14 protein-coding genes are annotated in these 14488 nt (G+C 67.5%); 12 read left to right on the forward strand and 2 right to left on the reverse strand.

Annotated elements, in window-relative coordinates; all coding sequences use genetic code 11:
* Positions 1-17 precede the first annotated feature (17 nt).
* From gatB to A9975_RS07800, 3 genes are all read left to right on the forward strand, one after another.
* A complete protein-coding gene (gene gatB, locus A9975_RS07790; RefSeq protein WP_183032104.1) occupies positions 18-1478 on the forward strand; it encodes an Asp-tRNA(Asn)/Glu-tRNA(Gln) amidotransferase subunit GatB in 1461 nt (486 codons plus the stop codon).
* Between the two features lie 888 nt (positions 1479-2366).
* Positions 2367-3035, forward strand: a complete 669-nt coding sequence (locus tag A9975_RS07795) for a DUF484 family protein (RefSeq protein WP_150992645.1) — start codon at positions 2367-2369, stop codon at positions 3033-3035.
* On the forward strand, positions 3035-4171 hold the full coding sequence (locus A9975_RS07800; RefSeq protein ID WP_183032106.1) for a tyrosine recombinase XerC: 1137 nt from the start codon (positions 3035-3037) through the stop codon (positions 4169-4171). Before A9975_RS07795 ends, A9975_RS07800 begins: the two co-directional genes overlap by 1 nt.
* Here A9975_RS07800 and A9975_RS07805 read toward each other — a convergent pair.
* Positions 4168-5127, reverse strand: a complete 960-nt coding sequence (locus tag A9975_RS07805; RefSeq protein WP_043351136.1) for a transcriptional regulator GcvA — start codon at positions 5125-5127, stop codon at positions 4168-4170. The two genes, A9975_RS07800 and A9975_RS07805, sit on opposite strands and share 4 nt — an antisense overlap.
* Positions 5128-5357: 230 nt before the next feature.
* On the opposite strand from A9975_RS07805, the gene A9975_RS07810 reads away from it, so the two are divergent.
* From A9975_RS07810 to pcp, 9 genes are all read left to right on the forward strand, one after another.
* Positions 5358-5717 (forward strand): DUF2917 domain-containing protein, encoded by a 360-nt coding sequence (locus tag A9975_RS07810; RefSeq protein WP_174428498.1) that lies wholly within the window; start codon positions 5358-5360, stop codon positions 5715-5717.
* Positions 5718-5884: 167 nt separating this feature from the next.
* Positions 5885-6616 carry a lipoyl(octanoyl) transferase LipB gene (gene lipB, locus A9975_RS07815; RefSeq protein ID WP_183032107.1) on the forward strand — a complete coding sequence of 244 codons (732 nt, stop codon included), beginning with the start codon at positions 5885-5887 and terminating at the stop codon, positions 6614-6616.
* A gap of 43 nt (positions 6617-6659) precedes the next feature.
* Complete coding sequence (gene lipA, locus A9975_RS07820) at positions 6660-7655, forward strand: lipoyl synthase (protein WP_150992653.1); 996 nt, start codon at positions 6660-6662, stop codon at positions 7653-7655.
* A 470-nt stretch (positions 7656-8125) separates the two neighbouring features.
* A complete protein-coding gene (gene pxpB, locus A9975_RS07825; RefSeq protein ID WP_183032108.1) occupies positions 8126-8776 on the forward strand; it encodes a 5-oxoprolinase subunit PxpB in 651 nt (216 codons plus the stop codon).
* The gene (locus A9975_RS07830) at positions 8773-9795 is read left to right on the forward strand and encodes a biotin-dependent carboxyltransferase family protein (RefSeq protein ID WP_183032109.1); all 1023 of its coding nucleotides are present in this window, start codon (positions 8773-8775) and stop codon (positions 9793-9795) included. Before pxpB ends, A9975_RS07830 begins: the two co-directional genes overlap by 4 nt.
* 103 nt (positions 9796-9898) lie before the next feature.
* Positions 9899-10639 (forward strand): 5-oxoprolinase subunit PxpA, encoded by a 741-nt coding sequence (gene pxpA / locus A9975_RS07835; protein ID WP_043342811.1) that lies wholly within the window; start codon positions 9899-9901, stop codon positions 10637-10639.
* A 123-nt stretch (positions 10640-10762) separates the two neighbouring features.
* Positions 10763-11500: a DUF969 domain-containing protein gene (locus A9975_RS07840; protein WP_150992661.1), complete on the forward strand. Its 738-nt coding sequence runs from the start codon at positions 10763-10765 to the stop codon at positions 11498-11500.
* Positions 11501-11503: 3 nt separating this feature from the next.
* The gene (locus A9975_RS07845; RefSeq protein WP_174428504.1) at positions 11504-12454 is read left to right on the forward strand and encodes a DUF979 domain-containing protein; all 951 of its coding nucleotides are present in this window, start codon (positions 11504-11506) and stop codon (positions 12452-12454) included.
* 70 nt (positions 12455-12524) lie between these two features.
* Complete coding sequence (pcp, locus tag A9975_RS07850; RefSeq protein ID WP_174428505.1) at positions 12525-13199, forward strand: pyroglutamyl-peptidase I; 675 nt, start codon at positions 12525-12527, stop codon at positions 13197-13199.
* Positions 13200-13207: 8 nt separating this feature from the next.
* Here pcp and A9975_RS07855 read toward each other — a convergent pair whose 3' ends face one another.
* The gene (locus A9975_RS07855; protein ID WP_183032110.1) at positions 13208-14482 is read right to left on the reverse strand and encodes a VanZ family protein; all 1275 of its coding nucleotides are present in this window, start codon (positions 14480-14482) and stop codon (positions 13208-13210) included.
* Positions 14483-14488: the final 6 nt, after the last annotated feature.

A 14488-nucleotide genomic window follows, 5' to 3' on the forward strand; every position in this document is an offset into this window, starting at 1 on the left:
CGAACAGGAATACCGCCATGCAATGGGAAGTGGTGATCGGCCTCGAGACGCACACGCAGTTGTCGACGGCCTCCAAGATTTTTTCCGGTGCCTCCACCGCCTTCGGCGCGGCGCCTAACACGCAAGCCTCGCCGGTTGACCTGGCGCTGCCCGGCGTGTTGCCGGTGCTTAACCGCGGCGCGGTCGAGCGCGCCATCCAGTTCGGCCTGGCGATCGGCGCCACCATCGCGCCGCGCAGCATCTTCGCGCGCAAGAATTACTTCTACCCCGACCTGCCCAAGGGCTACCAGATCAGCCAGTACGAGCTGCCGGTGGTGCAGGGCGGCAGCATCAGCATCCAGGTCGAAGGCAAGAAGGGCGAAACCTACGAAAAGACCGTGCAGCTCACGCGCGCCCACCTCGAGGAAGACGCCGGCAAGTCGCTGCATGAAGATTTCGCCGGCATGACCGGCATCGACCTGAACCGCGCCGGCACGCCGCTGCTGGAGATCGTCACCGAGCCCGACATGCGCAGCTCGGCCGAGGCCGTGGCCTACGCCAAAGCCCTGCACGCGCTGGTGATGTGGCTGGGCATCTGCGACGGCAACATGCAGGAAGGCAGCTTCCGCTGCGACGCCAACGTGTCGGTGCGCCCCTACGGCAGCCCCAAGCTGGGCACGCGCCGCGAGATCAAGAACCTGAACTCGTTCCGCTTCCTGCAGCAGGCCATCGACTACGAAGTCCAGTGGCAGATCGCCGAGATCGAGGACGGCCGCGAAATCCAGCAGGCCACCGTGCTGTTCGACCCGGACACCGGCGAGACGCGCGCCATGCGCACCAAGGAAGACGCGCACGATTACCGCTACTTCCCCGACCCCGACCTGCTGCCGCTGGAGATCGACGCCGCCTGGATCGAGCGCGTGAAGTCCGAGCTGCCGGAGCTGCCGGTGGCCATGCAAGCGCGCCTGGTGTCGCAATACGGCTTGTCCGCCTATGACGCCAGCGTGCTGACCGCCTCCAAGTCGCTCGCGAACTATTTCGAAGCGGTGGTCGCCGAAGCCGGCGCGGCCAATGCCAAGCCAGCTGCCAACTGGCTGATGGGCGACGTGTCGTCGCTGCTCAACCGCGAAGGCATCGCGCTGGAAGCCGCCCCGGTCAAGCCGGCACAGCTGGCCAAGCTGCTGGTGCGCATTGCCGACGGCACGGTGTCCAACAACACGGCCAAGAAGGATGTCTTCCCGGCCATGTGGGCGGGCGAGGAAGGTGCCGACGCCGACGCCATCATCGCGGCCAAGGGCCTCAAGCAGATGTCCGACTCGGGCGAGCTGGAGAAGATCATCGACGACGTGCTGGCTGCCAATGCGAAGTCGGTGGAAGAGTTCCGTGCTGGCAAGGAGAAGGCGTTCAATGCGCTGGTGGGGCAGGCGATGAAGGCCACCAAGGGTAAGGGGAATCCTGCTCAGGTGAATGAGTTGTTGAAGAGGAAGTTGGGGGCGTAGCGTGTAGGGGGTGTAGGGGCTTTTGGGGGGCTTTCGCTGTTTATTTCGTCGGCGTTGGTTTTTGTACCCAAAAGCCGTACGACATCCCCCTGCGGGGGCTGCCGGTCACTCTTCTTTGCGTCGGCAAAGAAGACTAACGAGAAGAAAGCCGACCCTGCCGGGAGCCGAACAATCGCGGGTGCTAAGGGTGCTGGTTTCGTCGTAGGGCCAGCGGTTCTGCTCGCTTCTGCCGGTACCGGTTTGACCGGCCACGAATCTGCCAGCCTCCGGGATACGTGGTGAGGCCCCCGGTAGTAGACACCACTTGCTTCAAGCCGTCTGTCGCTCGCGGCGTGGCCGGCCACGAAGTTGCAGGCGCACCGGTTCCGTCGTGGGCGCGGTGGCACCGGGTTGATATGCCCAAGGCCTTGACCACCGCGCCCGCCCCACCACGAAACCATTGACGGGTGATGTGTCGTGATGGCGCGCGCCGGTAACGGCAGATGGTCGAATGCTCACCGCGCAAAGCGATCAGGGGTACCACCACGTGACCATCGGATCATGCATTTACGATGCCCTCCAAGCCGGTATGGCAAAGGCCAGCCAACACTCCGGGCCGTACGACGCTACCACCGCCCCACATAAGCCTGATTGCTCGGCCCCCGGCAGGGTCGGCTTTCTTCTCGTTAGTCTTCTTTGCCGACGCAAAGAAGAGTGACCGGCAGCCCCCGCAGGGGGATGTCGTATGGCTGTTGGGTGCAAGAGCCAACACCGCTCAAAGAAACAGCGACCAACCCAGCAGGGCAATGTCGTATGGCCCTTGCGCCCAAAAACCAACGCCGACCACTCCCCCAGAATTTCCCCCTAACCATTTGCTACACTGCCCCCCAAACAATCCGGTTGAAGCCAATGAACGCCCAAGAAGTTGCCTCCTACCTGCAGACCAATCCCCAGTTCTTCGAAGACAACGCCGAGCTGCTGGCCGCGGTGCAACTCACCAGCCCGCACAGCCACCGCGCGGTGTCGCTGCAGGAGCGCCAGATGGAAATCCTGCGCGAGAAAAACAAAGGCCTGGAGCTGAAGCTGGCGGACCTGGTTCGCCACGGCCATGACAACGACCGCACCCAGCAGCGCATGCACGCCTGGCAGTTGCGCTTGCTGGCCGAGGTGGACTCGCACGCGCTGCCGTATGCGGTGCAGGACGGCTTGCAGCAAGTGTTCGACGTGCCTGGCGTGGCCCTCAAGCTGTGGAACGTGGCGCAGAGCTACGCGCACATGGAAGTGGCGCAGGGCGCGAGCGAAGATGTCCGTCTGTTTGCCGAGGGCCTGCGCGCGCCGTATTGCGGCGCCAACAGTGGCTTCGAGGCCGCGGCCTGGCTGGAGCGCGACGACATCGCCTCGCTGGCCATGGTGACGCTGCGCGTGCCCACGCGCGACGCCGGCACGCTCGGTGCGGCCTTTGGCCTGCTGGTGCTGGGCTCGCCCGAGCCGCGGCGCTTCCACGAGGGCATGGGCACGGCCTACCTGGCGCAGATCGGTGAAGTGGCCGGTGCCGCGCTGAATCGCCTGCGCGACTGATGGCGCCGAGCCGCGCGCGCAAGGCCGCTTCGCCTTCGGCGAAGAAGCCGGCCGCGCGCAAGCAAGCCGCCGAGGCGCCGCTCGACAAGCCGCCGCCCGACCCGGTCGTTGTGCGCTATCTGGAGTGGCTCGCCAGCAGCCGCAAGCTGGCTGTCCACACGCTGACCAACTACGCCCGCGACCTGTCTGTGCTGCAAGCGCACGCCGCGCGCCATGCGCCGGGCGTTGCGCTGTTGTCGCTGCAGACCCACCATATCCGCGCCTTTGCCGCGCGCATGCACGGCGGCGGCCTGGCCGGCACCAGCATTGCCCGCACGCTGTCGGCGTGGCGCGGCTTCTTCCTGTGGGCCGCGCGCCATGGCCTGGGCGTCGAGGCCAACCCGGTGGACGGCGTGCGCGCGCCAAAATCCGGGCACCGGCTGCCCAAGGCCTTGTCGGTGGAGCACGCGGTGGCGCTGGTCTCGCACAACGCGGGCGACGGCGCCGAGGGCCGGCGCGACCAGGCTGTCTACGAGTTGTTCTATTCCAGCGGGCTGCGCGTGTCGGAGCTGGTGCAGCTGGACGCGCGCTATGCCGAGGACGGGGAATACCGCTCCGCTGGCTGGATCGACATGGACGGCGCCGAGGTCACGGTGATCGGCAAGGGCTCGCGACGGCGTACCGTGCCTGTCGGCAGCAAGGCCATGGAAGCGCTGCGCGCGTGGCTGGCGGTGCGTCCGGAGCTGCTGCGCCCCGGCGCGCTGCCGGATGACGCGCATGCGCTGTTCCTGAGCGTGCGCGGGCGGCGCTTGCCGGCGCGCACCGTGCAGTTGCGCATCAAGCAGCAGGCGATCCGGGCCGGCGTGCCGACCGACGTGCATCCGCACATGCTGCGGCACTCCTTTGCCACCCACGTATTGCAATCCTCGGGCGACCTGCGCGCGGTGCAGGAGATGCTCGGGCACGCCAGCGTGGCCACCACCCAGATCTATACCGCGCTGGATTTCCAGCACCTGGCCAAGGTCTACGACAAGGCGCACCCGCGCGCGGGCAGGGCGCACTCAGGGCCGGCGCCGGCGGTTGCCCCGGTAGCCGCGCCGAAGGCCGTAGATGGGGGCAAGGATGCCGAAGATGCCGAATCCGGGAAGGACGGCTAGCCCTCCCACTGCGCCAGGATGCCCCGGAAGGCTTCCATCTCCGGCAGCAGCCAGGCGCGGAAGGCCTTTACCTTGGGTGCTTCCAGCATGCCTGCCGAGCAGACGAAGTAGAGCAGCCACGGGCAGGTAATGCTCACATCGAAGAGCCGCACCACGCGCCCCGACAGCAGGTCGTTATAGGCCAGCGACGAGCGGATCAGCGCAATGCCCTGGCCTGCGGCGGCTGCCTGCAGCAGCAGCGAGGAGTCCTCCAGCAGCAGGCCCTTGCGCGGCTCCGGCCAGTCCAGGCCGGCGGCTTCGAACCACGGCTTCCATGGATCGCCCTCGCCGCGCAGCAGCGACATGCCCTTCATGTCCTGCGGCCGCGCCGGCAGCTTGCCGCCGTTGAAGGCCGGGCTGCAGACCGGGAAGAACACGTCGTCCAGCAGCTTTTCCACATACAGGCCGGGATAGTCGCCGCTGCCCATGCGCAACGCGATGTCGACTTCCTCGCGCCCGAAATCCACCAGCGTGTTGGACGACAGCAGCTCCACGTCAAGCTCGGGGTGCTGCTCGATAAAGCTGCCGATGCGCGGCGTGAGCCAGCGCGCGGCGAACGACGGCATGGTGCTGATGGTGAGGCGCTTGTCGCGGTTGCCGGCCTGCAGCGCCCGGGTGGCATCGGCGATCTCCAGCAGGGCTTCGCGCACGCGCCCGGCGTAGGCCCGGCCACCGGGGGTCAGGGTCACACGCTTGCCGTTGCGCTCGAACAGGGCCTGGCCCAGCTCCTCCTCCAGCGCGCGGATCTGGTGGCTGACCGCGCCATGGGTGACGAACAGCTCGGTGGCCGCGCGCGAAAAGCTCTCGTGGCGGGCAGCGGCCTCGAACGCGCGCAGCGCGGTCAGCCCCGGCAGGCGCGGCAGCTCGCGGTGCCAGCCACGTGGCAAATCTCTCTCCCATGCTCCCTTCAGCGCCATCATCTACCTCGTCTTATGTGAGCTTACCTAACAAGAACAAGGAAAATATATCGTTTTGGAAGAGGACCGGCAATCACTAGAATGCAATGCATCGGGGCGCTACCCGCACCGGTGCCGATCCAGTACCAGGCAAGACCAAGCATATGCCCGTCAGGGCTGAGCTGATCGGCGGCCGCCCATTCCGGGCAAGCGGGCGAGGCAGCCGACGATGTCAGCGAAGGATGCCCAACATGAAAACATTGCTCACAACGACCCTGTTCACCCTGAGCCCGGGCGAAGTTACCTCCCTCTCCATCCACGCCGCCCAGCGCCTGCGCGTGGAAGAGGCCACGGGGACCGACGTCTGGGTCACCCGCGAAGGCGATTCGGAAGATTACTGGCTGCGTTGCGGCGGCAGCCTGCTGCTCAACAGCGGCGACGAAATCACGCTGAGCGTGGACCCGCGCGCGGCAGAGCCGGTACGCCTGGCCCTGATCGCCGAAGCGCGCCGGCCGGCAACCAACGTGTCGCACCTGGTGGCGCGCATGGCGCGGCGTTTGGTTCGAGGCACCGAGTGGACGCCTAACCAGGACCAGGTCACGGCCTCCTGAGCCAGCGGATACCGATGCGGCTGGCCGCGCGCGCGGCCATCTGCGGCTGGTCCATTCCAGGCCGGCAAGCGGGGATGCAGCGCCAACGTCATAAAGACACACCGAAAGACACGCGAGAAAAGGGGCGGCCTCCTGTGAGATCCGCCCCTTTTCGCTAAACTGCCGGGATGCAATCGATACAAGTCATCGAGCAGGGCCGGCAAGAGTACGAACCCTGTTTCGACGCGATGCGCGCCTTTACCGCCGCACGCACCCCCGACACCCCCGACCAGATCTGGCTGGTCGAGCATCCCCCGGTCTATACCCTCGGCCAGGCGGGAGATCCCGCGCATGTGCTGGCCCCTGACGATGCGATCCCCGTTGTGCGGATCGATCGTGGCGGTCAGGTCACTTATCACGGTCCCGGCCAGGTCGTGGCCTATCTGTTGCTCGACCTGCGCCGCCGCCACCTGATGGTGCGCGAGCTCGTCCATGCGATCGAGCAGGCCGTGCTGGATACGCTCGCGGCGTATAATCTCGCAGCCGAACGCAAGCCCGGCGCGCCTGGTATCTACCTTTCCGAAGGCCAGCACCAGGGCGCCAAGATCGCCGCGCTCGGACTCAAGATCCGCAATGGCTGCAGCTATCACGGCGTCAGCCTCAACGTGCAGATGGACCTCGCGCCCTTCCTGCGCATCAACCCCTGCGGCTATGCCGGCCTGGAAACGGTCGACATGGCAACGGCGGGGGCCACCTTCGCGGTGGCCGATGCGGCGGGTGCGTCCCGCTTGCCCGTGACCGCGGCACAACAAGCCGATATCGCGCGGCGCCTTGCGGCGGCGCTGTGTGAAGTGCTGGCAGAGGCGCAAGAGCGCGCCCTGGCGGCCCAACGGAATACCGCCGCGGCCCTGGCCACTTAGTCATCCAGCCGAATATGCACGCACCGCGCGTGCGGAGAACACTATGAGCGACGCCCTGATCGCCACTTCCAGCGAAGCCCCGCAACCCCAGGCGGAGCAGTACGACCCGACCCGCAAGCAGAAGTCGGCGGACAAGACCGCGCGCATCCCCATCAAGATCGTGCCGGCCGAGAAGCTCAAGAAGCCCGAGTGGATCCGCGTCAAGGCGGCCACCGGCAGCTCGCGCTTCTATGAGATCAAGGACATCCTGCGCGCCAACAACCTGGTGACGGTATGTGAGGAAGCCAGCTGCCCGAACATCGGCGAGTGCTTCGGCAAGGGCACCGCCACGTTCATGATCATGGGCGACAAGTGCACCCGCCGCTGCCCGTTCTGCGACGTGGGCCACGGCCGTCCCGATCCGCTGGATGTCAACGAGCCGGGCAACCTGGCCCGCACCATCGCCCAGCTCAAGCTGAACTACGTGGTGATCACCAGCGTCGACCGCGACGACCTGCGCGACGGCGGCGCCCAGCACTTTGTCGATTGCATCACGCTGACCCGCGAGCTGTCGCCGGCCACCCGCATCGAAGTGCTGGTGCCGGACTTCCGCGGCCGCCTGGACAAGGCGCTGGACATCCTGCAGGCCGGCCCGCCTGACGTGATGAACCACAACATGGAAACCGTGCCCCGCCTGTACAAGCAGGCTCGCCCGGGCGCCGACTACGCGCACTCGCTCAAGCTGCTGCAAGAGTTCAAGCGCCGCAACCCGGCCGTGGCCACCAAGTCCGGCCTGATGGTGGGCCTGGGCGAGACCGACGAGGAAATCCTCGAAGTCATGCGCGACATGCGCGCCCACGACATCGACATGCTGACCATTGGCCAGTACCTGGCGCCGTCGGGCCACCACCTGCCGGTGATGCGCTACGTGCATCCGGACACCTTCAAGATGTTCGAGGCCGAGGCCTACAAGATGGGCTTCACCCATGCCGCCGTGGGCGCCATGGTGCGCAGCTCCTACCACGCGGACGAGCAGGCGCATAAGGCCGGGTTCGCCTGAGGCCCAGCCTTGCGCGCTGCGGCGCGCATCAGTCCGTCGAAAAGACCGGCCGGTATTCCCGGCCGGTCTTTTTTTGTCCTGCCGTTGCATGCACGCCACGGATGAGCGCATTTCCCGAAGATTTTTTCGCCCTTGCCATGCCCAACCCGGCAGGGGCGCGCGCACCCATATCGAGCAGAGCCGATGCGGCGCAAGCGCCGCCCCGAGCGCTCCTGCACTGGATGCAATCGCCGCGTCCGGTACCCGCACCGAGGCGGTGCGCCGGCGCTATCCCGCATGAAGACGTAGCACCGCGTGCCTAGGGTCAACACCTAGCCACAGCATCTTCTTGTTTGGTTATTATGAATTTATCGATAAATCGTCGATGAAATAGCGATCTCACTTCCGGACCCGTCGCAGCCGGCACCGCGCCTGACTAGTACAGCGCGCCCGCCTACACTGCAAGACAGGTCCCCCCGCTGGTGCCGCCCATGACCCGATGTTCCGTTCACCGCCTGGCCGAGCAAGCACTGCTGTGCAGCGTGCCCCCGCCGGCCTCGCTAGATGTACAGCGACGTATCTGGGCCATGGCCCAGCGCGCGGCCGAGTGGCGCGGCGTGGTCGATGCGGTGCCGGGCATGAACAATCTCACCGTGGTGTTCGACCGCGAAGCCGATCCCGAAGCGCTGGAACGCAACCTGAAGCTCGCCTGGGCTTCGGGCGAAGCGCGTGCCGCCACCGGCAAGCTGGTCGAGATCCCGGTGTGCTACGGCGGCGAGCATGGCCCCGACCTGGCCGAAGTCGCGGCGCATACGGGCCTCACGGCGCAGGAAGTGGTCCGCCGCCACAGCGCGGGCGAGTACGTCGTCTACTTCCTCGGCTTCCAGCCCGGCTTTGCCTATATGGGCGGCCTGGACCCGGCGCTGGCCACGCCGCGCCGGCGCGAGCCGCGCCTGTCCGTGCCCGCGGGCGCGGTCGGCATCGGCGGCGAGCAGACCGGCATCTACCCGGCAGCCGCCCCCGGCGGCTGGCAATTGATCGGGCACACCACCAGCCAACTCTTCCTGGCAGACCGCGATCCGCCATCCCTGTTTGCGCCCGGGGATACCGTGCGCTTTGTCGTCGAGGCGCTGCTGCCATGATCGAAATCACCCGACCCGGCGCGCTGGCCTCGGTCCAGGACCTTGGCCGTCCCGGCTTTCGCCGCTTTGGCGTGGGCACCGCGGGCGCGCTCGATACCGTCGCGCTCACCATCGGCAACCGCCTGTTGGGCAATCCGGCGGGCGACGCCGCCATCGAATTCACGCTGGGCCGCGCCGCCGTGCGCTTCCATGCCGACATGCGCGTGGCGCTGACCGGCGCCGAATGCCGGGCCAACCTGGACGGCGTGCCGGTCTGGTCGTGGCATGCCTTCGACGTGCGCCGTGGCGAAACGCTGACGCTGTCGGCGGCGCAGGGCGGCACCCGTACCTATCTGTGCGTGGCGGGCGGCATCGCCGTGGCGCCGGTGATGGGCTCGCGCAGCACCGACCTCAAGGCAGGCTTTGGCGGCCTGGGTGGCCGCGCGCTGCATGAAGGCGACCGCCTCGACGCGGGCCGGCCCGGCGTGGCCGAGGACAGCGACTGGCTGGGCGTGCAGGCGCCATCCTGGGCGCTGCCGGTGAAAAAGCTCGGCGACGCGATGCCGATCCGCATGCTGCCCGGCATCGAGTACGAGGATTTCGACGCCGCCGCGCGCGAAGCGCTGTGGCAGTCCGACTGGATCGTCACCCCCAACAGCAACCGCATGGGCTTGCGCCTGCAAGGCCCGGCCCTGGCGCGCCAGCCCGAGCGCGCGGCCGACCTGCTCTCGCATGGCGTGCTGCCGGGCGTGGTCCAGGTGCCGCCGGCCGGCCAGCCCATCGTGCTGATGGCCGACGCGCAGACCACCGGCGGCTATCCGAAGATCGGCGTGGTGATCGGCGCCGACCTGTGGCGGCTGGCGCAGGTGCCGCTTGGTGCGCCGGTGCGCTTCGTGCGCGTCACGCTGGATGAGGCCGCCGCCGCGCAAGCCGAGCTGGACCGGTACCTGCAGCAACTGGACCAGGCGCTGCAGTGGCAGGGCGACGGCATGGCGATCGCCTCGCGGCGGCGCACGCGTACCCGCGCTGCCGTGGCCTGAGCCGCCAAGCGCGCAACGACAGAACCACAGAACGCCAGAACGACAGAACGACAGCAACCCCAAAACCTCAACACAAGCCGCAAGACCGGTGAGGAGCAACGCAATGCATATCGACCTGAACGCCGACCTCGGCGAAGGCTGCGGCAACGACCGCGAATTGCTGGGGCTGATCAGCTCGGCCAACGTGGCCTGCGGCTGGCATGCCGGCGACGCCGCCACCATGCTGCAGACCGTGAAGTGGGCCCTGGAGCAGGGCGTCGCCATCGGCGCGCATCCGAGCTATCCCGACCGCGAGAACTTTGGCCGCACCGAGATGCAGCTCGATCCCGAGGTGGTGTACGCGAACACGCTCTACCAGATCGGCGCCCTGGCCGCGCTGGTGCGCGCCCAAGGCGGCCAGCTGGCCCACGTGAAGGCGCACGGCGCGCTCTACAACCAGGCTGCCAAGGATCCCAAGCTGGCCGACGCCATCGTGCGCGCGGTGCGCGACTTCGACTCCGACCTGGTCTTCTTCGGCCTGGCCGGCAGCGTCATGGTGAAGGTGGCGCGCGAAGCCGGCCTGAAGGTGAAGGAAGAAGTCTTCGCCGACCGCGGCTACAACCCCGACGGCTCGCTGGTCAAGCGCGGCACGCCCGGCGCGCTGCACGAAGACGAGAACGTGGCACTGGGCCAGACGCTGGACATGGTGCGCGAGCAGCGCGTGCGCGCCATCGACGGCACCTATGTACCGATCCGCGCCGAAACCGTGTGTCTGCACGGCGACGGCGCACACGCGCTTGCCTTTGCGCGCCGCATCCGCGAGCGGCTCGGCGCCGAAGGCATCGCAATCCGCGCCGGAGTCTGAGGGGCACGCCACACCTAACGGACGCGCCCCCAGGCTTCCGGCTTTCACTGTGCCCCGCGGGTGTCGAGCAGCATGACGCGACGCGAAGGCACTCGCCTCCATCACACTCTATTGGTGTCTCTCATGGAACAGGCAGTCAACCTCTGGCCCCTAGTTGGGGTCGGCATCATCATCCTTGGCTTCGTGCTGCGCTTCAATCCCATGATGGTGGTGGCGCTTGCCGCCATCGCCACCGGGCTGGCGGCAACCATGCCGGTCATGCAGATCTTCACGGCGATCGGCACCGCCTTCGTCAAGACGCGCAACCTGCCACTCATCATCCTGCTGCCGCTGGCGGTGATCGGCCTGCTCGAGCGCCACGGGCTGCGCGAGCACGCGCAGGCGTGGATCTCGCGCATCGCGTCGGCCACCGTGGGACGCCTGCTGATCGTCTACCTCGGCGTGCGCGAGCTTACCGCCGCGGTGGGCCTGACCAGCCTCGGCGGCCATCCGCAGATGGTGCGCCCGCTGCTGGCCCCGATGGCCGAAGGCGCGGCCGAGACCCGCTTCGGCAAGCTGCCCGAGCCGATCCGCCAGCGCGTGCTGGCCTTCTGCGCGGCCACCGATAACGTCGGCCTGTTCTTCGGCGAAGACATCTTCGTGGCCTTCGGCGCCATCGCGCTGATGCACACCTTCCTGCTGTCGTCCAACATCGACGTGGAGCCGCTGCATATCGCCGTGTGGGGCATCCCCACCGCGATTTGCGCCTTCCTGATCCACGCCGTGCGCCTCAAGCGCCTGGACATGTGGCTGGAGCGCGAAGTGGGCGGCAAGTCCGCTGCAACGGCCGGTGCTGCCTCGGCAGCCAAGAGCGGGGAGTAAGCCATGATCATTTCCATCGACTATCTCTACTGGCTCGCCGGACTGGTGCTGGCCATCACGGCGTTGATGACCTTCGCCGACCGTGACCATCCGCGCCGGCTCAGCACGGGTTTGTTCTGGGCGCTGTATGCGCTGGTCTTCCTGATCGGCGACAAGCTGCCGCCGGCCATCGTCGGCATCGGCGCCGTGGTGATGGCGCTGATCGCGGGATTTGGCGGCGTGGGCCACGGCAAGCACGGCACGCTGCCGGAGGCCGAGCGCCGCGCCTCGGCCAAGCGCCTGGGCAACAAGCTGTTCATCCCGGCGCTGCTGATTCCCGTGGTGACCGTGATCGGCACGCTGCTGTTCAAGGACGTAAAGGTCGCCGGCCTGGCGCTGCTCGATCCCAAGAACGTCACCTTCGTCTCGCTCGGCATCGGTTGCCTGGTGGCGCTGGGCGTGGCGTGCTGGCTCACCCGCGACACGGTGGTGCAGGGCGTGCGCGAATCGCGCCGGCTGACCGAGTCGCTGGGCTGGGCGCTGGTGCTGCCGCAGATGCTGGCCATGCTGGGCCTGGTGTTCGCCGATGCCGGCGTGGGCAAGGCGGTGGCGCACCTGACCACGGCCTATATCAACATGGACTACAAGCTCGTGGCCGTGGTGGTGTACTGCGTGGGCATGGCGCTCTTTACCGTGATCATGGGCAATGGTTTTGCCGCCTTCCCGGTGATGACCGGCGGCATCGGCGTGCCCATCCTGGTGAACATGTTCCACGGCAACCCGGCGGTGATGGCGGCGATCGGCATGTTCTCCGGCTACTGCGGCACGCTGATGACGCCGATGGCGGCCAACTTCAACATCGTCCCGGCCGCGCTGCTGGAGCTCGATGACAAGAACGCCGTGATCCGGGCGCAGGTGCCAACCGCGCTGATGATCCTGGTGGCCAATATCGCGCTGCTGTATTTCCTGATGTAAGAACGCGGCCCCGCCGCGAATGATTGGCAAGGAGCCCGGGCAACCGGGCTTCTTGCCGGGAGTCCCTGCCATGCGTACCGTGCTGCTGACCGGCTTCGAGCCGTTCGAGAGCGAGCCCATCAATCCTTCCTGGGAAGCGGTGCGCGCGCTTGACGGCGTGCGCATCGGCAACGGGCCCGACGACCTGGATGCCGCGATCATCGTCGCGCGCCAGTTGCCCTGCGTGTTCGGCGCGGCCAACGATGCGCTGGCTGACCTGGTCGACGCGATCAATCCCGTGCTGGTGATCGCGGTGGGGCAGGCGGGCGGGCGCCCCGAGATGTCGGTGGAGCGGGTGGCGATCAATGTCGACGATGCGCGCATCGCCGACAACGCCGGCGCGCAACCCGTCGACACCCGCATCGCCGAGGAAGGCCCGGCGGCGTATTTCTCCAGCCTGCCGATCAAGGCCATCGTGCGCGACATGCGCGCCGCAGGCGTGCCCGCATCGGTGTCGCAGACCGCAGGCACCTTTGTCTGCAATCACGTGTTCTACGGCTTGATGCACCTGCTTGCCACGCAAGGCGTGCCTGCCGGGATCCGTGGCGGCTTCATCCATATTCCCTATTTGCCTGAGCAGGCGGCGCGCCATCCCGGGCAGCCCAGCCTGTCGCTGGCGTTGATGATCGAAGGCATCCGCTGCGCGGTGACCACGGCGCTTGCCACCACCAACGATATCCGCGAGCAGGGCGGCCAGACGCACTGAGGCGGCGCTCAGGCGCCCGGCGGCGTGGCATCTTCCCGATTGTTGCCATCGCCGCGCCCATCGCTTGCGCGCGCCGCCAGCCGCTTCGCCTTGCGGCGCGCACGCCGCAGGCTGCGGCGATCCAGCTGGAATTGCTCGAAGCGCCAGATCAGGTAGCACAGCGCCACGAACGGCCACATCCACCCCAGCCATTGCGACAGGCTGTTGAAGTGGATGAATCGGCCCAGCCGCCAGCCCTGCTCGGAGATCCAGGAATACGGATTGGCGGGCAGCAGGTTGGACAACATCACCAGCAACATCAGCGTGGCGAGTGCCAGCGCGCCGCGCAGCCAGCGCGGCAGCCGCAGCAGCAAAACCAGCACCAGCGACCCCGTCAACAGGGCAAAGCGGCCGCCCTCGGACAGCCAGTTGAAGGCGTTGTCGTCCGGGAACTGCATCTCGGCCACCACCGCCTTGAGCAGCAGCGCGCTGGCCAGCAAGGCCGCCAGGATGCGCAGCATCGGCGCCTGCCTGCGCATGGCGATCGAGGCAAACAGCCCGGTGCCCACCCAGCCGCATCCGGTGACGAGTGACTCCAGCAACTGCTGGCCTTGCACGTCATCCGGCCGCAGCAGGCTGATGTTCTCGATCAGGTCGGGCAGCCCCGGGAATACGCCTTGCAGCCACTGCACGGGCCATGAGTCGGGATCGGTCAGCCATTCGCGCACGATCGCGCCCATGCCAAACAGGTGATCCTGCGGGAAGATCTGCGCGAACGGCCACAGCAGGATCAGGATGATGGCAAAGCTGGCGTGCGGCTCGAACCACGCCATGCGCAACTGGCGCAGCGAGCCGCGGTCGATCAGCGCGGCCGAGAAGGGCGCCACCGCGGCCCCGCCCAGCAGGGCGCCCAGCGCATTGGTCATCAGGTCGATATTGGACGAGACGCGGTTGGGCAGCCAGGTCTGTAGCGCTTCCATGGTGCCCGACAGCAGCGTGCCCGCCACCAGCGCCAGCAGCACGGCGCGCACGCCGGAGATGCGCGGGTGCAGGGATAGCACCACCAGCGCGCCAAGCGGGCAGTAGCCCAGCACGTTGGTGATGAGATCGAATCCGGTCAGGTAGCGGGGCTTGGGCGCGGTGAGGAAGGCCAGCGCGGAGATGCCGTTGTCGGTCCAGCCCGTGAACGGGTACAGGCTGCCATAGACCACCAGCAGGGCGAAGCACAGCAGCCCCACCCGCGCCAACGGCGAGTGGCGCGGTGGCGGTGGCGGGGGAACGAGCGGCGCGGGAGCCGATGCCATGCGCGG

This window comes from Cupriavidus sp. UME77, from assembly GCF_014170355.1.
GTDB classification, from domain to species: Bacteria; Pseudomonadota; Gammaproteobacteria; order Burkholderiales; family Burkholderiaceae; genus Cupriavidus; species Cupriavidus basilensis.